Annotated in this window: 16 protein-coding genes; 3 read left to right on the top strand and 13 right to left on the bottom strand. The window is 63.6% G+C overall.

What is annotated here, in order from left to right; all coding sequences use genetic code 11:
* Positions 1-52: 52 nt before the first annotated feature.
* The 3 genes from CCD76_RS00765 to CCD76_RS20285 form a co-directional block, all read right to left on the bottom strand.
* Positions 53-2170, bottom strand: coding sequence for a PhoX family protein (locus CCD76_RS00765; protein WP_087717659.1), 2118 nt, complete (start codon positions 2168-2170; stop codon positions 53-55).
* Between the two features lie 98 nt (positions 2171-2268).
* Entirely contained in the window at positions 2269-3345 is a 1077-nt protein-coding gene (locus CCD76_RS00760; protein WP_087717658.1) for a 3-deoxy-7-phosphoheptulonate synthase, read from the bottom strand.
* 130 nt (positions 3346-3475) lie between these two features.
* Positions 3476-3601 carry a hypothetical protein gene (locus CCD76_RS20285; protein WP_256961000.1) on the bottom strand — a complete coding sequence of 42 codons (126 nt, stop codon included), beginning with the start codon at positions 3599-3601 and terminating at the stop codon, positions 3476-3478.
* 234 nt (positions 3602-3835) lie between these two features.
* On the opposite strand from CCD76_RS20285, the gene CCD76_RS00755 reads away from it, so the two are divergent.
* Together CCD76_RS00755 and CCD76_RS00750 are read left to right on the top strand one after the other, a co-directional pair.
* A complete protein-coding gene (locus CCD76_RS00755) occupies positions 3836-4390 on the top strand; it encodes a sigma-70 family RNA polymerase sigma factor (protein WP_087717657.1) in 555 nt (184 codons plus the stop codon).
* Positions 4369-5076 carry an anti-sigma factor gene (locus CCD76_RS00750; RefSeq protein WP_087717656.1) on the top strand — a complete coding sequence of 236 codons (708 nt, stop codon included), beginning with the start codon at positions 4369-4371 and terminating at the stop codon, positions 5074-5076. Before CCD76_RS00755 ends, CCD76_RS00750 begins: the two co-directional genes overlap by 22 nt.
* A gap of 16 nt (positions 5077-5092) precedes the next feature.
* Here CCD76_RS00750 and folM read toward each other — a convergent pair whose 3' ends face one another.
* The 5 genes from folM to CCD76_RS00725 form a co-directional block, all read right to left on the bottom strand.
* Positions 5093-5785: a dihydromonapterin reductase gene (gene folM, locus CCD76_RS00745; RefSeq protein ID WP_087717655.1), complete on the bottom strand. Its 693-nt coding sequence runs from the start codon at positions 5783-5785 to the stop codon at positions 5093-5095.
* Complete coding sequence (locus CCD76_RS00740) at positions 5782-6600, bottom strand: FAD-binding oxidoreductase (protein WP_087717654.1); 819 nt, start codon at positions 6598-6600, stop codon at positions 5782-5784. Before CCD76_RS00740 ends, folM begins: the two co-directional genes overlap by 4 nt.
* Positions 6601-6620: 20 nt before the next feature.
* Complete coding sequence (gene ubiD / locus CCD76_RS00735; protein WP_087717653.1) at positions 6621-8138, bottom strand: 4-hydroxy-3-polyprenylbenzoate decarboxylase; 1518 nt, start codon at positions 8136-8138, stop codon at positions 6621-6623.
* A 244-nt stretch (positions 8139-8382) separates the two neighbouring features.
* Positions 8383-9642: a transcription termination factor Rho gene (gene rho / locus CCD76_RS00730; RefSeq protein ID WP_087717652.1), complete on the bottom strand. Its 1260-nt coding sequence runs from the start codon at positions 9640-9642 to the stop codon at positions 8383-8385.
* Between the two features lie 407 nt (positions 9643-10049).
* Positions 10050-10382 carry a thioredoxin family protein gene (locus CCD76_RS00725; RefSeq protein WP_179208802.1) on the bottom strand — a complete coding sequence of 111 codons (333 nt, stop codon included), beginning with the start codon at positions 10380-10382 and terminating at the stop codon, positions 10050-10052.
* A gap of 190 nt (positions 10383-10572) precedes the next feature.
* Here CCD76_RS00725 and CCD76_RS00720 point away from each other — a divergent pair, with 190 nt between their 5' ends.
* A complete protein-coding gene (locus CCD76_RS00720; protein ID WP_087717650.1) occupies positions 10573-12081 on the top strand; it encodes a Ppx/GppA phosphatase family protein in 1509 nt (502 codons plus the stop codon).
* Positions 12082-12111: 30 nt separating this feature from the next.
* Here CCD76_RS00720 and tilS read toward each other — a convergent pair whose 3' ends face one another.
* The 5 genes from tilS to lpxB form a co-directional block, all read right to left on the bottom strand.
* Positions 12112-13404: a tRNA lysidine(34) synthetase TilS gene (gene tilS, locus CCD76_RS00715; protein WP_087717649.1), complete on the bottom strand. Its 1293-nt coding sequence runs from the start codon at positions 13402-13404 to the stop codon at positions 12112-12114.
* 169 nt (positions 13405-13573) lie between these two features.
* Positions 13574-14527 (bottom strand): acetyl-CoA carboxylase carboxyl transferase subunit alpha, encoded by a 954-nt coding sequence (gene accA, locus CCD76_RS00710; RefSeq protein WP_087717648.1) that lies wholly within the window; start codon positions 14525-14527, stop codon positions 13574-13576.
* 134 nt (positions 14528-14661) lie between these two features.
* The gene (gene dnaE, locus CCD76_RS00705; RefSeq protein WP_087717647.1) at positions 14662-18171 is read right to left on the bottom strand and encodes a DNA polymerase III subunit alpha; all 3510 of its coding nucleotides are present in this window, start codon (positions 18169-18171) and stop codon (positions 14662-14664) included.
* A gap of 140 nt (positions 18172-18311) precedes the next feature.
* The gene (gene rnhB, locus CCD76_RS00700) at positions 18312-18953 is read right to left on the bottom strand and encodes a ribonuclease HII (RefSeq protein ID WP_087717646.1); all 642 of its coding nucleotides are present in this window, start codon (positions 18951-18953) and stop codon (positions 18312-18314) included.
* A gap of 11 nt (positions 18954-18964) precedes the next feature.
* Complete coding sequence (gene lpxB / locus CCD76_RS00695; RefSeq protein ID WP_087717645.1) at positions 18965-20131, bottom strand: lipid-A-disaccharide synthase; 1167 nt, start codon at positions 20129-20131, stop codon at positions 18965-18967.
* Positions 20132-20140 lie beyond the last annotated feature (9 nt).

The raw sequence follows: 20140 nt of genomic DNA, 5'->3' as shown, positions 1-20140 counted from the left end.
AAGGCTGGATGCTTTCGCATCCAGCCTTCTTCATGCGCCCGCTCTCGATCGATCAGAGGCCGACCTGACCGCCGTCGGCCTTCTGGATCACCACGGTCGAGGCGCGCGGACGAACCTTGCCGTCGGTGGCACGCGTGGCGTCGTCACCGGCCGGCCAGTTGCCCGGGTGCTGGATGTTGATGAACAGGGCGGTACGATCCGGCGTGGCGAAGATCCCGGTCACCTCGCAGCCATTCGGGCCGACGGCGAAGCGCTTGAGATGGCGCTGGTTGCCGGCATCGATGACCGAGCCGGTACTGCTGGTGTCCTGGTTGAGCGCGCCCGGCACCACCGCCAGCAGCTGATCGTTGGTGTATTCGGCCACGGCATTGTCGCTGTTGTCCGTCTGGAACCAGAGAATGCCCTGCCCTTCGCCACGCGCGTCGTACCATAGGCCGTCGGGACTCGCGAACTGGTTGTCCTCGGTCAGGCCGGAGCGATTGTCGCCTGCGCCGGCGTCGCTGCCGAACACGAAGATCTCCCAGGCAAAGCGATTGTCCGGCTGCTCGCGCCAGCGAATGATGTGTCCGTTCTCGTTGTTGGCGCGCGGGTTGGCGACATTGGCGGGCGCCGTGGCGTAACCCACGCCGCCGGCATCGATCGCCGTGCCGTCGTTGGTGAAACTGGCTTCGGTATCCGCCGCCGTGCGTTTCGAGTTGTTGGTCAAGGTGAAGTAGACCTCGCCGGAGACAGGGTCCACGCTCGACCATTCCGGCCGATCCATCGGCGTCGCGCCCATCAGGTCGGCTGCGTCACAGGTGTGGATGATGATGCCGGCGGTATCGTCGGCCGCCAGGCCCAGCGCCGCGGCCAGCGTCTGGCCGGATGGCGTTTTCGCATCCGGCGTCAGCGGCAGCCACTCGCCTCGCCCGTCTTCATCGAAGCGCGCCGCGTAGAGCGTGCCTTCATCGAGGTATTTGCCGCCGATGGCCAGACGATCCGCTTCGTTGCCCGGCCGAGGGGCATCGGCGGGGTCCCACTTGGCGGCGCTGACGAACTTGTAGATATATTCGTTGCGCGAGTCGTGACCGGTGTAGAACGTCAGCGGCTCGCCGGCGCGGACCGGCCCGGGCCAGCACCCCTCGTGGCGGAAACGTCCCAGCGCCGTGCGCTTGACGGCCATGGCCTGGGTATACGGATCGATCTCGACCACGTAGCCGAAGGTCCGCGCTTCGTTGCGATAGTCTTCACTCGCCTCGCCCACCCGGGGCGTGACATCGAAACGCGAGAACTCGTCTTCCTGCTCGCCATCGCCGGCCGCCGTTTCCCAGCCGTAGCGCCCGCGATCGGTCGGCAAGCCCAGGCGGGCATCGTCGCTGAAGCGCTCGCCGGTATTGACGAAGACTTCCGGCCAGTTTTCCTCGCAGGTCAGGTAAGTTCCCCAGGGGGTGTAGCCATTGGCGCAGTTGTTGTTGGTGCCGCGCGTTCGAGTACCGTCGATCGAGTAGCGTGTCCTGACATAGTCGCTGCCTGCGACCGGCCCGGCCAGCATGATAGGTGTGGCGGTCGTGATCCGGCGGTTGTAGGGAGAGTCGACCACATGCGTCCAGCCGCCATCATCCTGGCGGCGGATCTCGACGATGGTGACGCCGTGGGCATTGATTTCGGTGCGAACCTCATCGGCCGGCCGCACACCGTCCGGCTGGGTCGGGCCACCCTGGGGCGCCCACAGGGCATCCTGATCGATGTACTCGTTGTTGAGCGCGAGCAGAAAACGGCGCGAGCCACTTTCCGCATCAAGGGGGAAGGCGTGCATGCCGTCATGATGCATGCCCACGCTGTTCGCCTGCTGCTCGGGGGTCATGGCGAGATCCTTCTGCCAGGCACTGGCCCGGGCATTGAGCGGCGTTCCCCACGGAATCAGCACCTGTGCCCGATATCCGGGCGGCACCACGACCGCATCGGTGTGCGAGCCCTTGATCGATTCGAAGGCCAGCGCCAGCGGCGTCTTGTTCTGGGCCCAGGCACCATTGCTGCCGCCGAGCCCGAACCCTCCCATCATGGAAAGCGCGGCCAGCCCCAGGCCACCCTGGAGAATCTGGCGACGCGAAAGATGGCGCTCGACAACCTCACCGAAAGGCAGATTCTGGCTGTTGTTGTGAATTCGATGATCTTCGACATCCCGGCTCATGTTTATCTCCCTGACTCGTCACGGATTGCTCGTCGTGACGAGGCTAAGCCGGGAATATGACGAGATGATGTCCCCCCGGCGACCGCCGGGGACACGGTTCAGGCCTGACCAAGCCGCTCGGCGGCACGCATCAATAATTGTTCGGTGGTCTCCCAGCCCAGGCAGGCGTCGGTGATCGACACGCCATAGCGCAGCGCCGCGGGATTGAGCGCCTGCTTGCCTTCGAACAGGTGGCTTTCGAGCATCACGCCGATCAGGCTGCGATCACCGGCCATGCGCTGTTCCAGCACATCGTAGAGAACCTCCGTCTGACGCCGGTGGTCCTTGTTCGAATTGGCGTGGCTGCAGTCGACCATGATCCTCGCCTCGAGCCCGGCCTGCGTCATCGCCCGGCGGCTGGCGGCCACGCTCTCGGCATCATGATTGGGCCCGTTGCGGCCACCGCGAAGCACCAGATGGGTGGCGGCATTGCCCGGCGTTTCGATCATCGCCGGGCTGCCATCGGCGGTCACACCGAAGTGGCGATGCGAATGGGCCGCGGATTGCATGGCGGCGATGGCGACATCGACATTGCCCTGGGTGCCATTCTTGAACCCGACCGCCGCCGCCAGCCCGCTGGCGAGTTCACGATGAATCTGGGATTCGGTGGTGCGCGCGCCGATCGCCACCCAGCTCAGCAGATCATCGAAGTAGGCCCCGGCCATCGGCTGCAGCAGCTCCGTCGCGACCGGCAGGCCCAGTTCGGCGATATCGCGCATCAGCCGTCTCGCCATGGCCAGGCCCGCGGCCATGTCGTCGCTGCCGTCGAGGTGAGGGTCGTAGGCCAGCCCTTTCCAGCCGACAGTGGTACGCGGCTTCTCGACGTAGACGCGCATCACCAGCAAAAGCCGGTCTCCCACCGCCTCATTGAGTGCCGCCAGACGCTCGGCATACTCCAGCGCCGCGGCAGGGTCGTGTACCGAACAGGGGCCGGTCACGACCAGCAGGCGATCGTCCTCGCCTTCGAGGATGGCCCGTATGGCCTCGCGGCTCGCGGCGATCCGGGCCTCCAGTGCCGCGCTCACCGGCAGCTGCCGGCGCAGCTCCTGCGCCGTCGGCAATGGCAGCGCTCTGATGGAAGATGATGATGCCGGTGTCGATAGGGCCGGCTTCAATTCGGATGTGGCAGCGTCCATAACGATCTCATTCCAGGTGATGTTCAAGAATTGAGACCCGAAAACGCGAGAACCCCCGGGTGGAGCTGCCATCCGGGGGTTCTTGATGCGAGGAGGCAGCCCAGTTCCGGGCGTGCCTCGCGGGTTCAGGTCATGTTGACCAACCGGCGGGCACGCCAGTCCTAAACCAATAGCCATAACCGAAGAACGCAAACGTCATCGCACCGCCAACGGCGTTGGCGGTGTCGATGAAACGTGAATCGAGGCGTTCGGTCATGGTCTTTCTCGCAGACGTTCTTTCGAAGACGTTCTTTCGCAAGCGCAAGCGTTCGCAAACATCATTCGTCACGAAAGACGTGATGTCGCTAAATCGTGTCTCTATCCTAACGCCCCGGCGCTTTTTGACAAGTCTTTTGAGGCAAACGCTGGCCGACGAGCCGCCGAGCTTTACTTGTTCTCGCCCGTTGACGAGACTGGGAAATCAGAAAAAGAAAGGATTCCAAGGACTTTCATGGCCTACCCACCTCATGACGTGCTGATCGACAATCTTCACGCCAGCGCCCGTGGCGATGGTCTCGCTTTCGAGAAGCTCTACCGCGCGACCAGTCCGCATCTATACGCCCAGCTACTGCGTATCGTCCGGCAGGAAGCGGCCGCGCAGGACTGTCTGCAACTGGTCTACCTGCGTGTGTGGCAGGTGGCCGGGCAGTACGATGCTTCCCGTGCCCGCCCGATGACCTGGCTTTCGACCCTCACGCGCAACATCGGCATCGACTGGCTCCGGCGTCAGCGCCCCCAGGAAGCCGATAGCGAAGCGATCATCGAGTCACTGCCCGGCGAATCCGATGTCGAGAGCGAGAGCGACATCAATCAGCAGGCAGAATCATTGCAGCAGTGCCTGACCGAATTGACGGCGCAACAGCGCCAGGTGCTCGAGCTTGCGTTTTTCGAAGGATTGACCCACCACGATCTGGCAGCGCATCTCACCACGCCGTTGGGAACCGTCAAGAGCTGGGTCCGCAGAGGCCTCGAGAGGTTGAAGGCATGCATGACACGTTTGACTTGAGCGACCCCGAAGCACGCGAACTGGCCGCCGGCGAGTACGTTCTCGGTACGCTGGATCGAGACCAGCGCGCCGAGTTCGAGGCATTGCTGGCGGTCAGCACGGATCTGCAGCGTAGCGTCGATGCCTGGCGGGAGCACCTGCAGATCTTCAACCAGCAGCTGGAACCGGTGACGCCGCCCGGCCATCTGTGGTCCGGCATTGTCGCGCGCCTGGGGCTGAGAGTGGGCCTGCTGCAGCGTCTCGGCTTCTGGCGGGCGTTCAGCGGTTTCGCGACGGCGGCGGCGCTGGTTCTGGCAGTGATCGCGCTGACGCCACGGGAGCCGGCGATGATGCCCGGTGAATATGTCTTCGTGATCAACCACGCCAGCGGCCAGCCGGCCTGGATTCTCAATGCCACCCTGGATGGCAAGATGATGGTTCAGGCGGTCGAACCCGGCCCCATGCCCGCGGGCAAGGGCGGCGAGCTGTGGATGATGGAGAACGGTACGCCGGTTTCGCTCGGCATGCTGCCGACTCAGGGACAGGCCACCATGCAGCTTCCCGCCAAGATGCTGGGCCTGATGAAGACCGCCGATTTCGCCGTCAGCATGGAGCCGAGCTCCGGCGCGCCGGGAGGCAAGCCATCCGGCCCCGTGATCGACGAAGGCAAACTGGTACAGATTCGCAACAGCACCGTCTCGCTATAGACGAATCGCGGCGCTTTCAGCCCAGGTGGCTGCCGCCGTCAACCGGCATTATCGTGCCGGTGACGAAGTCATTGTCGAGCAGGTAACGCAGGGTCTGGTAGATCACCCCTGGCCCCGGCACGCGCCGGTCGCGGCCGCCATCCACGTCGTCGCCCTCGGCGAGCATCACCAGACCGGGCGCGATGGCGTTGACCTGGATCGTGGGCGCGAACTGGGCGGCGAACGACCGGGTCAGGCTTTCCAGCCCGGCCTTGGTGGCGGCGTAGGCGGACTGCCCCGCCGCGCCCCGCTGTACTACGCTGTCGGTGATATGCACGATGTCGCGCTGCGGCTCCTGGCAGGCGTCCAGCAGGCTGCGGGCATGGATATTGATCAGATACGGCGCCTGCATGTTGACCCGGAACAGACGCTCGAAGGTTTCGCCGGCCGCCTCGGGACCGGGGTCCGACAACCACTCCCCAGCGTTGTGAATGATGGCGCGCAGACTCGCGGTGTTATCCCGCAGCCGGGCGATGAAGTCGAGAATACCGGCTTCGGTGGCAAAGTCCGCCGCCAGCGTCACCGCGCCACGCTCCCGTAGCGCCGACAGCGACTCCCGCTCGCGGCGATAGGTGACGATCACCGGATGGCCGTCGTCGAGCAGCCGCTCGGCACAGTGCAGCCCAAGGCGTTGAGTGCCACCGGTGATCAGGATCGGGGATTGGCTCACGACTTCTTCTCCGGGGACGAGGCGATCTCGCCCGGGGCCAACGGCGCCTGATCCGGGTCGCTCTCCGGCAGTGGCAGAAACGGCACCCGCGGCGCATAGCTGAAGACGTCCGAATGGACCTGCGATTCGACCAGCCCCAACGGGGCCAGCGTATCCACGCAGGCATAGACCATGCCGGGAGATCCGGCGAGGTAGATCTCGACGCCTGCCAACGTATCCAGCTGCGATGCCAGCACCTCATCGATACGCCCGGTGTGCCAGCGCACGCCGGGCAGCGCCTCGAGCGCGGCCTCCGGGGTTTCGACCACAGCGTGAAAACGAACGTTCGCATACGCCTGGGCCCATTCCCGCGCCAGGGTTTCGGCATAGAGATCGCGGCGCTCGCGCACGGCCCACCAGATCGAGATGTCCCGTTCGGGATTCTCGGTCAGGGCGGCTTCGACGATGGCCTTGAGCTGGGCAAAGCCGGTACCGGCGGCGATCAGCAGCAGCGGCTCCGAACGGCCTGCAGGTAGCGTGCACTCGCCGCTGGGCAGCCGGACCGACAGCCGATTGCGATGGGTCAGCAGCTCCCGCAGGCGCGCCGAGTGGGTGCGTTCCGGCCAATGCTGAATGTGCAGCTCCAGACGGCCGTCGCCGGTTTCGGCGCAGGCGATCGAGAACGGCACCCAGGTCTCTTCATGCAGTTCCAGTTCGAGATACTGCCCGGGCGCATGGGCAATCGCCTCGGCACGCCCTTCGAGCACGACCCGGAACACATCGGGCGTCAGATCCTCGACGGTTTCCACCTGGCAGGTCAACGTTCTGACCGTCATGTTCACCTCATCGTTTGCCGTCATGCCGCCCCGCCGTCCGAGGGTTTTCCGGTTCGCGCCTGTGGTGGCGCGATATCGATACCATAGCTTTCCCAGCGCTCGTCGACCCGTGATTTGATCGCCGGATCCATGACGATGGGTTCTCCCCACTCCCGTGTCGTCTCGCCGGGCCACTTGTTGGTCGCATCCAGCCCCATCTTCGAGCCCAGCCCGGCCGTCGGAGAGGCGAAGTCGAGATAGTCGATCGGCGTATTCTCCACCATCACCGTATCCCGGGCAGGGTCCATCCGGGTGGTGATCGCCCAGATCACGTCTTCCCAGTTGCGGGCATCGACATCGTCGTCCAGCACGATCACGAACTTGGTGTACATGAACTGGCGCAGGAAGCTCCAGACGCCCATCATGACCCGCTTGGCGTGACCGGGGTATTGCTTCTTCATGGTCACCACCGCCATGCGATAGGAGCATCCTTCCGGCGGCAGATAGAAGTCGACGATCTCGGGAAACTGCTTGCGCAGGATCGGCACGAACACTTCATTGAGCGCCAGCCCCAGCACCGCGGGCTCGTCCGGCGGGCGGCCGGTGTAGGTCGAATGGTAGATCGGATCACGCCGATGGGTGATCCGCTCGACGGTAAAGACGGGAAAGCTTTCGACTTCGTTGTAGTATCCGGTGTGATCGCCATAGGGCCCTTCGGGGGCCATGTCGTCCGGATGGATGAAACCTTCCAGCACGATCTCGCTGGAAGCCGGGACCTGCAGGTCGGCGTGGCCGCATTTGACCAGTTCGGTCCGCGAGCCGCGCAGCAGGCCGGCGAAGGCGTACTCGGAGAGCGTGTCCGGCACTGGTGTCACGGCGCCCAGGATGGTCGCCGGGTCGGCCCCCAGCGCCACCGCGACGGGAAAGGGTTCGCCGGGATGCGTCTGCTGCCATTCGCGAAAATCCAGCGCCCCGCCGCGGTGACTCAGCCAACGCATGATCAATCGATTCTTGCCAAGCTTCTGCTGACGATAGATTCCCAGATTCTGGCGCGACTTGTGCGGCCCCTTGGTCACCACCAGCGCCCAGGTCACAAGCGGCGCCACGTCGCCCGGCCAGCAGTGCTGAATCGGCAGACGATCGAGATCGACCTCATCGCCTTCGAGAACGACCTGCTGGCACGGCGCCGAACGCAACGTCTTCGGTCCCATGCTCATGACCTGCTTGAAGATCGGCAGCTTCTCCCAGGCATCCTTGAGACCTTTGGGCGGGTCGGGCTCCTTCAGGAAAGCCAGCAGCTTGCCCACCTCACGCAACGCTTCGACGTTTTCCTGCCCCATGCCCATGGCCACGCGCTCCGGGGTACCGAACAGGTTCCCCAGCACCGGCATCTCGCTACCCTTGACGTTCTCGAACAGCAGCGCAGGCCCACCGGCTCGCAGCGTGCGATCACAGATCTCGGTGATCTCCAGGTAGGGATCCACCTCCACCGTGACACGCTTCAACTCACCGCGCGCTTCCAGCGCCGCGATGAAGTCCCGCAAATCGTGATATTTCATGGCGTTGCCCGTATCCCTCCCACTCTTTCCACTACGCCCGGCGGCCCAGAACGCAAAAAGGGCAGCATAACATGCTGCCCTTTATTTTCTGCTTTGACCCCAAGATCTCACGAAGCGTTGAGAGCTGGCTGAGCGAACGAAGATGAGACAAGGCGGAAAATCGCGAGAGCGCGGAGTTTACGGGAGTAAATGAGCAGCTTGAGCGATTTTCCAACGCAGTATCATCGAGTGCAGCCAGCCGGAATCAACGTCTTTTCATGGCTTCGAAGAATTCGAGATTGGTCTTGGTGTCCTTGAGGCGATCGATCAGGAACTCGGTAGCGGCCACGTCGTCCATCGGGTTGAGCAGCTTGCGCAGGATCCACATGCGCTGCATTTCTTCCTCGGAGGCGATCAGATCCTCGCGCCGGGTGCCGGAACGACGGATGTTTAGAGCCGGATAGACGCGGCGCTCGGCCAGCTTGCGATCCAGATGGGCTTCCATGTTGCCGGTACCCTTGAACTCCTCGAAGATCACTTCGTCCATCTTCGAGCCGGTATCGACCAGCGCCGTGGCGAGGATGGTCAGACTGCCGCCCTCTTCGATGTTACGCGCGGCGCCGAAGAAGCGCTTGGGCTTCTCGAGGGCATGCGCGTCGACACCACCGGTCAGCACCTTGCCGGAAGACGGCACCACGGTGTTGTAGGCGCGCGCCAGGCGGGTGATGGAGTCGAGCAGGATGACCACGTCCTTCTTGTGCTCGACCAGACGCTTGGCCTTCTCGATGACCATCTCGGCCACCTGGACGTGACGGGCCGGCGGCTCGTCGAAGGTCGATGCCACGACTTCACCGCGCACCGTCCGTGACATTTCGGTCACCTCTTCCGGACGCTCGTCGATCAGCAGCACGATCATGTGACATTCGGGGTTGTTGCGCGTGATCGAGGTGGCGATGTTCTGCAGCATCAAGGTCTTACCGGCCTTGGGCGGCGAAACGATCAAGCCACGCTGGCCCTTGCCGATCGGCGCGGTGAGATCGATGACCCGCGCGGTGATGTCCTCGGTAGAGCCGTTGCCGATCTCCATCACCATGCGCTCCTGCGGGAACAGCGGCGTCAGGTTCTCGAACAGGATCTTGTGCTTGGCGTTTTCCGGCTTGTCGAAGTTGATCTCGTTGACTTTCAACAGCGCGAAGTAGCGCTCGCCTTCCTTCGGCGGGCGGATCTTGCCGGCAATCGAGTCGCCCTTGCGCAGATTGAAGCGACGAATCTGGGACGGCGAGACGTAGATGTCGTCGGGGCCGGCCAGATAGGAGGAGTCGGCGCTACGCAGGAAACCGAATCCGTCCTGCAGAATCTCCAGGACGCCATCGCCGTAAATGTCCTCGCCACTCTTCGCATGTTTTTTCAGGATGGCGAAGATGATGTCCTGCTTGCGTGAGCGCGCCAGATTATCGATGCCCATTTCGCGGGCGATATCCAGCAGTTCAGGAACGGATTTTTGCTTGAGTTCGGTTAGATTCATGAGTTCGGTCAGAGAAGGCTCGTGTCGCAGGCAATGACTTTTGCCGAGATAGAAAAGAAGGACAAGAGGCGGTCAGTTCAAACGCCGCGCGGCGCGTTCAGTCGTCCCAGGATGTCAGGCATTCGTATGGTCTGTTGGCCCAGCGTCGACGCATGTCGGGATGCCGACTGGCCGTGTGACGAAGGTGCCGGGAGAGCGGTTCGATTCGCCTGCCATCTCGCGGAAAGTGTCATCCGAGAGAGTGGTCACTATCCAAAGATCGGTACTGGGATTGACTGACGACTTGGGGGACCGCGACGCGGTCGAGAAGCATTCGGAACAGGCGAACGTCCAGATGGTAGACAAGCTATCTTCCGAAAGCAAGTATCGATATGGCGATCACCGGCTGCATTATCAAGTGCCCTCGACTAATGGCGCCCGCACTCTTCACCGATCTGCAGCAGTTGCTGTTCCGACAACGCCCCGACACGCGTCAGCCGAGGTTCGCCGTCGACGAACAGGATCAGTGTCGGCGTCCCCTTGACGCCGTAGCGCTCTGCCAGTGCCGGCTCGCGATCGATATCCACGACCGCCACCGGCAGCGCGCGGATCGACTCCTGCGAAGCCGACGAGAGCCGAGACAGCAGGGTTTCACACGGCTGACACCAGTCGACAACGAAGATCGCCAACCAGGGGGATTCCGCTTCTTCGCGCTGACGCTCGAACGTCTCGCTGTCCAGATGGCGCCGCTGTGGCTGCATGTGCTCGATTCTCGGTGGGTATGATGCCGGTGTCGCCAGCATGCCTGCCGCCTAAGCGATTGACAAGGCCGCGCCCCCGCCGCAATCTTGGGTCACCCTACGTGCTGAAATGGCAACAAGCCTGGAACGACTCTATGTCGTGACGCTCAGCGCTCGCCTGTCTACTGCCAGCTTTCGAGGACGCCACGCCATGAGCGGGAATTCGACCGCCGAAGACGCGACGCGCCGTCTGGCCGCTATCGATCTCGGTTCCAACAGCTTCCACCTGTTGGTCGCCAATTACCAGCACGGCCAACTCCAGGTCGTCGCCAAGATGGGCGAGAAAGTACAGCTTGCCGCCGGCCTCGATGCTGACGAAAACTTTACCGAAGTCGCCATGGATCGTGCGCTCGGCTGCCTCGAGCGCTTCGCCCCTTTTCTCGAGGGCGTCTCGCCCGCCGACCTGCGTATCGTCGGCACCAACGCCCTTCGCGCAGCCCATAACGCCCAGGCGTTGATCGATCGCGCCGAAGCGCTGATCGGCCACACCATCGAGATCATCGGCGGCCGCGAAGAGGCGCGCCTGATCTACCTCGGCGCCGCTCATGCGCTGGCCGAAGTGCACGGCAGGCGCCTGATCGTCGATATCGGCGGCGGTTCCACCGAGTTCATCATCGGTGAGGACTTCGAACCGCAGGCGCTGGAAAGCCTCCACATGGGCTGCGTGGCCTATACCGGCGCCTTTTTCGCCGACGGCGAGCTCAGCGAAAAGCGCTTCCGGCGCGCCGAGATGGCCGCGCTTTCCGAACTGGCCAACATCCAGCGCCATTACAACCAGCTGGGATGGCAGGATCCGATCGGCTCCAGTGGCACGATCAAGGCCGCGGCAGCGGTCATCGCCGCCCGAGGCGATGGTGACGCCACGCTGATCGAGCGCGAAGCCTTGATGAAACTGCGCAAGAAGCTGATCGGCTTCGGCCACCTGGATAAGGTCGCGATGGAAGGCCTCAAGGAGGATCGGGCGCGGGTCTTCCCGGCCGGCGTTGCCATTCTCTGTGCGGTCTTCGAAGCCTTCGACCTGGAACGCATGCGCTATTCCGACGGCGCGCTGCGCGAAGGCGTGCTGTTCGACCTGATCGGCCGCAACACCCCCGAGGATTCCCGCCGCCACAGCGTCGATCTGCTGATGCGGCGCTACAGCGTCGAGACGACCCATGCCGAAAATGTGGCTGAAACCGCCATGGCGGCATTCGATCAGGTCCGGGACGCCTGGGAGCTCGGCGAAGAGCAGCGCCTGTTTCTCTACTGGGCAGCCCAGGTGCATGAAATCGGCCTGGCGATCTCCCACAGCCAGTTTCATCGTCACGGCGCCTATCTCATCGAGTACTCCGACCTGACCGGCTTCTCCCGCCCCGAGCAGCAGGCTCTGGCGTTTCTGGTACGCGCCCATCGGCGCAAATTCGCCCAGAAGGAGCTGGAGGCGCTGCCCCGTACCGTGCAGGCGACCTACCAACGACTGGCCCGTCTGCTCCGGCTCGCCGTGATGCTCAACCACGCCCGGCCGGAACAGGCGATCATCGACTTCCGTCTCGCCTGCGACGGCGACACCCTGCATCTCACGCTGCCGGAAACCCGGCATCAGGCGTTGCTGCTCAATGATCTGGAACAGGAAGCGGCCTACCAGAAGGCTGCGGGACTGACGTTGAACTACGACGCCTGATGCCTGCGTCGTGACCGTCGGGAGACACGTTCACGTTTCTGCTTCGGGATCAGGCGATGCCGGCGATTGATGCCAACCTTCGGCCGAAACGATGCCGAGCACGGCCACCAGCTCGTCTCCGCACCAGATCAACGGCAGACGATCACGCTGCCATGGAGGAATCCCAGCCTCCTGCAGCAGGCGCTTGAGATCGCGGCTGCCACGCCCCGCCAGTCGCAGGCTTTCGCCCCCCTGACGCAGCCCGACCCGCAGCGCTGGCGTGGCAGCCCCGTGCGGTCGATGGAGGCTCACGCGGTGCACGCCCCAGGGGGTGACGAGCGGCGACTGCCCGTTCCACGCCGTCTGCCAAGCGGGATCCACCGGCGACAGCGGCGCCATCAGATAGAGATGATGCCGCCAGACCCGCGCCTCGCCGCCCGGCCAACGAATGACCGGCAGGCGATCCGCCCCCGCCATCGTCAGTTGCCGTTCGAGCTCGATCAGGCGCGCAGCCGGCGGCGCGGGAATGCCCAGGCGTTCGAGCGCATGACGGATCAGCAGGCGACGGCGAGAAGTGCTTAGCGCGGCCAGCGTCGCCAACCGCAAGCGACCGGGATCGCCCCCGGCCTGATCCAGATCGATCGCCGCCAGCTCTGCCAGCAGCTCGTCGGCTTCCTGCAGCCACTCGGCACTCTGTCCGAATGCCCCGGCCACGCCCGGCCAACGCTCGCGCAGTGGCGGCACCACCCGATGGCGCAGGTAGTTTCGATCGAACGCCAGGTCGGTATTGGTCGGATCTTCGAACCACTCGAGCCCACGCTGATGCGCTTCTGTCAGCAAGACCGACCGGGCGAGGCTCAACCAGGGCCGCTCGATCTGGATGCCTCGCCACTCGCGCCGGGAAGGCATGCCGGCCAGCCCTCGCACGCCGCTACCGCGCAGTGCGGCCAGCAGAAAGGTCTCGACCTGATCGTCCGCATGTTGCGCCAGCCACAAGCGGTCACCCGGAGAGAGATGCGTCGCGAAAGCCTGGTAACGGGCCTCCCGAGCGGCCGCCTCGATCCCCTGCCCCGCGGCGTCGACCCGGACCGAAGCCACGGTCAACGGCACGGCCAGCGAATCGCACAGTTCGCGGCAAGTCGTCTCGAAGCCGCCCGCCGCCGCCTGCAAGCCATGATTGACGTGAATTGCACGCAGCTCGACCCCGGCCTTGCGCGCCAGCGGCGCCGCCACGCTCAACAGCAAGGAAGAGTCGAGACCGCCGGAAAGCGCCACCCAGACGACACGCCCCGGCACGTGACATGCCAGGGCGTTATCAATGAGAGCTTCTAGAGAATGCTGCAACGCGAGGCTCCTGGACGCTCGACCTTTCGACAAAATCCCATACCGCCGCGTGACCGTGCGAGCGATACTTAGACAAGGCGAGCGCGATCGAGGGCGCGCAGTGTAGTTCACTACATGAGCAGACCGAGTGAGCGCTCAACGCCGTATGAGTGAGCGCAGCCGGTCATCTTCACGAAGGGGCGCCGTAGCTCATCAAGCGCTCATACCTTCGCTCCAGCAGCGTCTCGGTATCCATCGCCCGCAGCCGATCGAGGCTATCCGTCAACGCTTCCTTGACCTGATTGGCGGTCTTGCGCGGATTGCGATGCGCGCCGCCCAGCGGCTCTTCGATCAGTGAATCGACAAAGCCGAGCTCTTTTAGGCGCGAGGCGGTAATGCCCATGGCCTGAGCGGCTTCGGAGGCCTTCTCGGCGCTCTTCCAGAGAATCGAGGCGCACCCTTCCGGCGAGATAACCGAGTAGGTGGAATACTGCAGCATCTGCAGTTCGTCGCAGACACCGATGGCCAAGGCTCCGCCGGAGCCACCTTCGCCAATGACCGTGGCGATGATCGGCGTCTTCAGGCGCGACATGACGGCGAGGTTGTAGGCGATCGCTTCCGACTGGCCGCGCTCCTCGGCATCGATGCCGGGATAGGCGCCGGGCGTGTCGATGAACGTCAGTACCGGCATCTTGAAGCGCTCGGCCGTCTCCATCAGACGACACGCCTTGCGATACCCTTCGGGACGCGGCATGCCGAAGTTGCGGCGCACCTTCTCCTTGACGTCGCGCCCTTTCTGATGACCGATGACCATTACCGGCTTGTCGTCGAGACGCGCCACACCGCCGACCAGAGCGGCATCGTCGGCGAAATTGCGATCGCCGTGCATTTCGTCGAAATCGGTGAAGATGTTGTCCAGATAGTCGAGCGTGTAAGGGCGCTGAGGATGACGCGACAGTTGCGTCACCTGCCAGGCGGTCAGGTCACGAAAGATCTGCTCGGTGAGTTTACGGCTTTTCTCTTCGAGCTTACCGATCTCGTCACTCAGGCTGATGCGGCTATCGTTGCCGACCAGTCGCAGCTCTTCGATCTTGGCCTGGAGTTCGGCAATCGGTTGTTCAAAGTCTAGATAATTGGGATTCATAGAGCTTCTACTGTGTGATCCTGGCAAGCTTCGGTTTCTGAATACGAGCGAAACACGGGCGACTGGCGTGCCGCGAAACGGATTATTATCGCACCTCCACGAGTGTTAGCAAGGAGGCGCCCTGCTTCGGCGGGTCAACCACCCCGATAGCGTAGCGCAACCTTTTCGTAACCCTCGACTTCGCGCAGGGCCATCATCAACTCGTCGCTGGGCGAGACTTTCCACGCCTCCGCAAGCTCGAAGCAGCCACTGGCCTTGGCGTTACGATAACGTACGCGGACCGGCAGGCCGCCGTCGCTCAGCCATGGCGACAGGCTATCATGCAGCGAACGCGAGAATTGGCCGTTGAGACGCCCGCCATCCACCGAAAGCTCTACCGCCTCGCCGAAGCGGGCGCGAGCGTCGGCCATCAGGGTGACGTCCTTGCTGCGCAGACGCAAACCGCCGGAATAGTCGTCGCTGGAGACTTCGCCTTCGATGATCAGCACCTGATCGGCGGTCAATTTCCCGCGGACCTGGTCGAACAGCTCACCGAACAGCGAGGCCTCGATGCGCCCGGTGCGATCGTCGAGGGTGACGAACGCCATGGTGTCGCCACGCTTCGACTTCATGGTCCGCATCGCCACGACCAGCCCGGCGACCCGCTGCGGTTCGCGAGAAGGCTTGAGGTCGACGATGCGTGTCGCCACGAAGCGCTTGAGCTCGTGTTCGTACTCGTCGATCGGATGACCGGTCAGGTAGAGCCCGAGCGTATCCTTCTCGCCGGCCAGGCGCTCCTTGTCGCTCCACTCGCGCGCGTGGCGGTAATCGGCGTAGATGTCCTGACTCTCGTCGGCTTCGGCGAAGGCCTCGCCGAACATGTCCATCATGCCCAGGTTCTGGTTGGTCTGGTTCTGTGACGCGGCCTTGATCGCGGCATCTAGCGACGCCGCCAGCACCGCGCGGGACGGCCCCAGCGTGTCCAGCGCGCCGGAGCGAATCAGTGCTTCGAGGGTGCGCTTGTTCATGCGCTTGCCATCGATACGACGGCAGAAATCGAACAGGTCCGTGAACTCGCCATCCGCTTCGCGTGCTTCGACGATGGCACCGATCGGCCCTTCACCAACGCCACGGATCGCGCCCAGCCCGTAGACGACCTGGCCGCCTTCGTCGACGGTGAACTTGTAGGCCCCCACGTTGACGTTGGGCGGCGTCACCGTCAGCCCGATATGACGGCACTCCTCGATCAGCGGCACGACCTTGTCGAGGTTGTCCATCTCGGTCGAGAGCACCGCCGCCATGAAGGGCGCCGGATAGTGCGCCTTGAGCCAGGCGGTCTGATACGACACCAGGCCGTAGGCGGCCGAGTGGGACTTGTTGAAGCCGTAGCCGGCGAATTTTTCCACCAGGTCGAACAGGTTGCCGGCCAGGTCCTTGTCGATGCCGTTGGCCGCACACCCTTCCATGAAGCCGGCGCGCTGCTTGGCCATCTCCTCGGGCTTCTTCTTGCCCATGGCACGCCGCAGCATGTCCGCCTGACCCAGGGTATAGCCGGCCAGAACCTGGGCAATCTGCATCACCTGCTCCTGATACAGGATGATGCCGTAGGTCGGCTCCAGTACCGGTTTGAGCAGTTCATGCTGGTAATCCGCGCTGGGATAGGCGAGCTCGGCACGGCCATGCTTACGATTGATGAAGTCGTCGACCATGCCGGACTGCAACGGCCCCGGGCGGAACAGCGCCACCAGCGCGATCATGTCCTCCAGCGAATCCGGCTGCAGGCGCTTGATCAGTTCCTTCATGCCGCGGGATTCGAGCTGGAACACCGCCGTGGTCTCGGCCTTCTTGAGCATGTCGAAGGTCGGCTTGTCGTCCAGCGGAATGGTGCTGATATCGAGCGGGCCGACACCATCGCGGGCACGCACCACGTCGACCATCTCCAACGCCCAGTCGATGATCGTCAGCGTGCGCAGGCCGAGAAAGTCGAACTTGACCAGCCCGGCATCCTCGACGTCGTTCTTGTCGAACTGCACTACTAGGCCGGAGCCGTTTTCCTCGCACAGCAGCGGCGAGAAATCGGTCAGCTTGGTCGGCGCAATGACCACGCCCCCGGCGTGCTTGCCGGTACCGCGGGTGATGCCCTCGAGCTTGAGTGCCATCTCCCAGATTTCGGCAGCCTCTTCGTCATATTCGAGATACTCCTTGAGCTGCGGCTCCTGCTCGATCGCCTTGGCCAGCGTCATGCCGACCTCGAACGGGATCAGTTTGGAGAGCTTGTCGCCCATCGAATACGGCTTGCCCTGGGCACGTGCCACGTCGCGCACCACCGCCTTGGCGGCCATGGTGCCGAAGGTGACGATCTGCGATACCGCGTTGCGGCCGTAGCGATCGGCCACGTAGTCGATGACCCGATCCCGCTTCTCCATGCAGAAGTCGACGTCGAAGTCGGGCATGGAGACACGCTCCGGGTTGAGGAAGCGTTCGAACAGCAGGTCGTATTCCAGCGGATCGAGATCGGTGATCTTGAGCACGTAGGCCACCAGCGAACCGGCGCCCGACCCTCGCCCGGGGCCGACGGGGATGTCGTTGTCCTTGGCCCACTGAATGAAGTCCATCACGATCAGGAAGTAACCGGGGAACCCCATCTTGAGGATGATATCGAGCTCGAAGTCGAGCCGCTGGCGATAGGCGGGCTCGTGCTCGGCCAGTGATCGCCCCGGATAGATCGGGGTATCGCCGCCGAACAGCTGATTGAGACGATCGGTGAGACCATCGTGAGAGATCTTGCGGAAGAACTCGTCCTGGGTCATTCCTTCCGGGATCGGGTATTCCGGCAGGAAGATCTCGCCCAGGCGCACGCTGGCGCTACAGCGCGCCGCGATCATTACGCTGTTCTCGAGCGCCTCGGGAATATCGGCAAAGAGCTCGGCCATCTCTTCGGGCGTCTTGAGATACTGCTCTTCGCTATAGCGTTTTTCGCGCCGGGGATCTTCCAGCGCCTTGCCTTCGCCGATCGAGACGCGGGTTTCGTGAGCCCAGTAGTCCTCGCGTTTGAGAAAGCGAACATCGTTGGTCGCTACCACCGGCGTACCGCTCTCGCTGGCCAGCCGCACCGAATGGTGCACGCACTCTTCGTCGTACTGGCGGCCGGTACGCTGCAGTTCCAGATAGAAGCGGCCAGGGAAGTGCTGCTGCCACTCCGCCAGCAGCTGGCGTGCCGTGTCGACGTGCTCGGCGATCAGAAACCGGCCGATCTCCCCTTCCCGGGCGCCGGACAGCGCGATCAAGCCTTCGCTCTGTTCGAAGACCCAGGCCTTGTCGAGGATCGCCATGTTCTGGCGCTGACCTTCGGTCCAGGCGCGCGAGATCAGCTCGGTCAGGTTGCGATAGCCGGTATCGTTCATCGCCAGCAGTGTCAAACGATAGGGATGGCTTTCGTCGTGCGCGTTGTGCAGCCACAGGTCGGCGCCGATGATCGGCTTCAACCCGGCGCCCTGGGCCGCCTTGTAGATCTTGACCAGGCCGAACAGGTTGGTGTCGTCGGTCACGGTGACCGCCGGCATGCCGGCCTCGGCCGTTGCCTTGATCAGCGGCTTGAGCCGGACCAGGCCATCGACCAAGGAGTATTCGCTGTGGACACGAAGATGAACGAAGGGTGTTGTCATGACGAACTCGAGTCAGGCGGCGAATGAATGCGGATATCGGGCACGCGATCCCGTCATGCTGCCGGTGACGCCGTAGCGTCTACCATGGTCAGCGCACCGGCAGGATCAGCATGCCTAAAGGTGGGACAGGCCACAATGGCCTATCGGCAAATCGAGCGTTCGCTCTCGGCAAGCCGCTCACGAACGGGGGCGAAAGAGCTGCGATGTTCTCCCAGCGGACCCAGTTTGACCAGCGCCTCGAGATGCTCCGGCGTCGGATATCCCTTGTGGCGACAGAAGCCGTAGTCCGGATAGCGCGCGTCAAGCGCGACCATCTGCGCATCTCGAGCCACCTTGGCCAGAATCGATGCCGCGCTGATCGCAGGGTGACGAAGGTCGCCCTTGACCACGGCCAGCCCCGGGCACGCATGTCCCGGCAGCCGGTTGCCATCCACCAGCAGGTATTCGGCCGGTGTCGGCAGCGCATCGATGGCACGACGCATCGCCAGATGCGTGGCGTGATAGATATTGAGTGAATCGATCTCCTGCGGCGTGGCTTCACCAATGGCGAAGGCCAGCGCGCATTCCCGGATCTGCAAATCGAAGGCTTCGCGCCGTGCCGCACTCAGGCATTTGGAATCGGTCAGACCCTCGATCGGGCAATCAGGATCCAGAATCACGGCCGCGGCTACCACCGAACCGATCAGCGGTCCTCGCCCGACCTCGTCGACGCCGGCAATCAGATGCCCATCATATTCGATGACGATGTCCGGCCAGGCGGAAATCGGAGACTTCAATGACATGACTTCTCTCGTCAGACCTTTCCAGTTTCAGGATCCAGCGACCCGTGCTCGACCAACGAGGTGACGGCCGTGGCGGCTCGCTCGCTGGCCCCGCGCTGAAGTTCGGCGTGGAGTGCCGCGAAGCGCTGTTCGAGCGCCGAGCGCGCCTGTTCGTCCTCGAACCACGGCAGTAGCGTATCGACCAGCGCTTCGGCAGTCACGGCGTCCTGAATCAGCTCCGGCACCAGTGTTTCCTGCGCGATCAGATTCGGCAACGAGATCCAGCGCGTCTTGACCATTCGTCTGGCCAGCCAGTAGGTCGCCGGTGCCATGCGGTAGGCGACCACCATGGGACGATGACAGAGCATGGTTTCCAGCGCCGCCGTACCAGAGGTCAGCAGCACGGCATCCGATGCGGTCATCACCTCACGCGAACGCCCCTCGACGACGACCGTGCTGGCCGCCAGTTCCGGAAACCGCTCGAGCAGGGAATCGAGCTCCTGCCGACGTTCGGGCGAGGCCGCGGGGATCGCTACCTGAAGCGCGCCAAGGCGCTCACGCAACGCAGCCGCCGTCCGCAGGAATATCTCTCCCTGGAAGCGAATTTCATTGCCGCGAGAACCCGGCAGGACGGCCAGGGTCGGCACATCGAGAGCAAGCCCGAGAGCCTGCCGCGCCGACGCCCGATCGTTGACCAGGGGCAGCTCGTCGGCCAGCGGATGGCCGACATAAGCGACCGGCACATGGTGATCGGCGTAGAAATCCGCCTCGAATGGCAGAAAGGTCAACATCCCGTCGACCGCCCTGGCGATCTTCTTGACCCGCCCTTGGCGCCAAGCCCAGACCGACGGACTGACGTAGTGTGCCGTACGGATGCCCTGATCGTGCAGCTGACGCTCGAGACCGATATTGAAGTCCGGGGCGTCGATGCCCACCATGATATCCGGCCGCCACGCCAGGGCATCGCGCTTGAGGTGGCGACGCACCTTGATCAGGCCCGGCAGGTGCTTCAACACCTCGACCAGCCCCATCACCGACAGGGTTTCCAACGGGTAGAGCGACTCGAGCCCCTGCGCCTGCATCCGCGGACCGCCAATGCCTCTGAACTCGATCTGCTGATGCCGGCGCTTGAGCGCCTGCATCAGGCCGGCGCCGAGAATATCCCCCGAGAGTTCGCCCGCGACGAGATAGACGCGCATGCGCCCACC

The sequence above is a fragment of the Salinicola salarius genome (assembly GCF_002179555.1).
Lineage (GTDB): Bacteria > Pseudomonadota > Gammaproteobacteria > Pseudomonadales > Halomonadaceae > Salinicola > Salinicola salarius_A.
This window is presented reverse-complemented; position numbering and strand designations above follow the sequence as displayed.

Excerpts from the sequence above, each read along its gene's own strand:
- CCD76_RS00765 (WP_087717659.1), bottom strand. The coding sequence starts at position 2,170 with ATGAGCCGGGATGTCGAAGATCATCGAATTCACAACAACAGCCAGAAT.
- CCD76_RS00760 (WP_087717658.1), bottom strand. The coding sequence starts at position 3,345 with ATGGACGCTGCCACATCCGAATTGAAGCCGGCCCTATCGACACCGGCA.
- CCD76_RS20285 (WP_256961000.1), bottom strand. The coding sequence starts at position 3,601 with ATGACCGAACGCCTCGATTCACGTTTCATCGACACCGCCAACGCCGTT.
- CCD76_RS00755 (WP_087717657.1), top strand. The coding sequence starts at position 3,836 with ATGGCCTACCCACCTCATGACGTGCTGATCGACAATCTTCACGCCAGC.
- CCD76_RS00750 (WP_087717656.1), top strand. The coding sequence starts at position 4,369 with ATGCATGACACGTTTGACTTGAGCGACCCCGAAGCACGCGAACTGGCC.
- CCD76_RS00740 (WP_087717654.1), bottom strand. The coding sequence starts at position 6,600 with ATGACGGTCAGAACGTTGACCTGCCAGGTGGAAACCGTCGAGGATCTG.
- ubiD (WP_087717653.1), bottom strand. The coding sequence starts at position 8,138 with ATGAAATATCACGATTTGCGGGACTTCATCGCGGCGCTGGAAGCGCGC.
- rho (WP_087717652.1), bottom strand. The coding sequence starts at position 9,642 with ATGAATCTAACCGAACTCAAGCAAAAATCCGTTCCTGAACTGCTGGAT.
- CCD76_RS00725 (WP_179208802.1), bottom strand. The coding sequence starts at position 10,382 with ATGCAGCCACAGCGGCGCCATCTGGACAGCGAGACGTTCGAGCGTCAG.
- CCD76_RS00720 (WP_087717650.1), top strand. The coding sequence starts at position 10,573 with ATGAGCGGGAATTCGACCGCCGAAGACGCGACGCGCCGTCTGGCCGCT.
- accA (WP_087717648.1), bottom strand. The coding sequence starts at position 14,527 with ATGAATCCCAATTATCTAGACTTTGAACAACCGATTGCCGAACTCCAG.
- dnaE (WP_087717647.1), bottom strand. The coding sequence starts at position 18,171 with ATGACAACACCCTTCGTTCATCTTCGTGTCCACAGCGAATACTCCTTG.
- rnhB (WP_087717646.1), bottom strand. The coding sequence starts at position 18,953 with ATGTCATTGAAGTCTCCGATTTCCGCCTGGCCGGACATCGTCATCGAA.
- lpxB (WP_087717645.1), bottom strand. The coding sequence starts at position 20,131 with ATGCGCGTCTATCTCGTCGCGGGCGAACTCTCGGGGGATATTCTCGGC.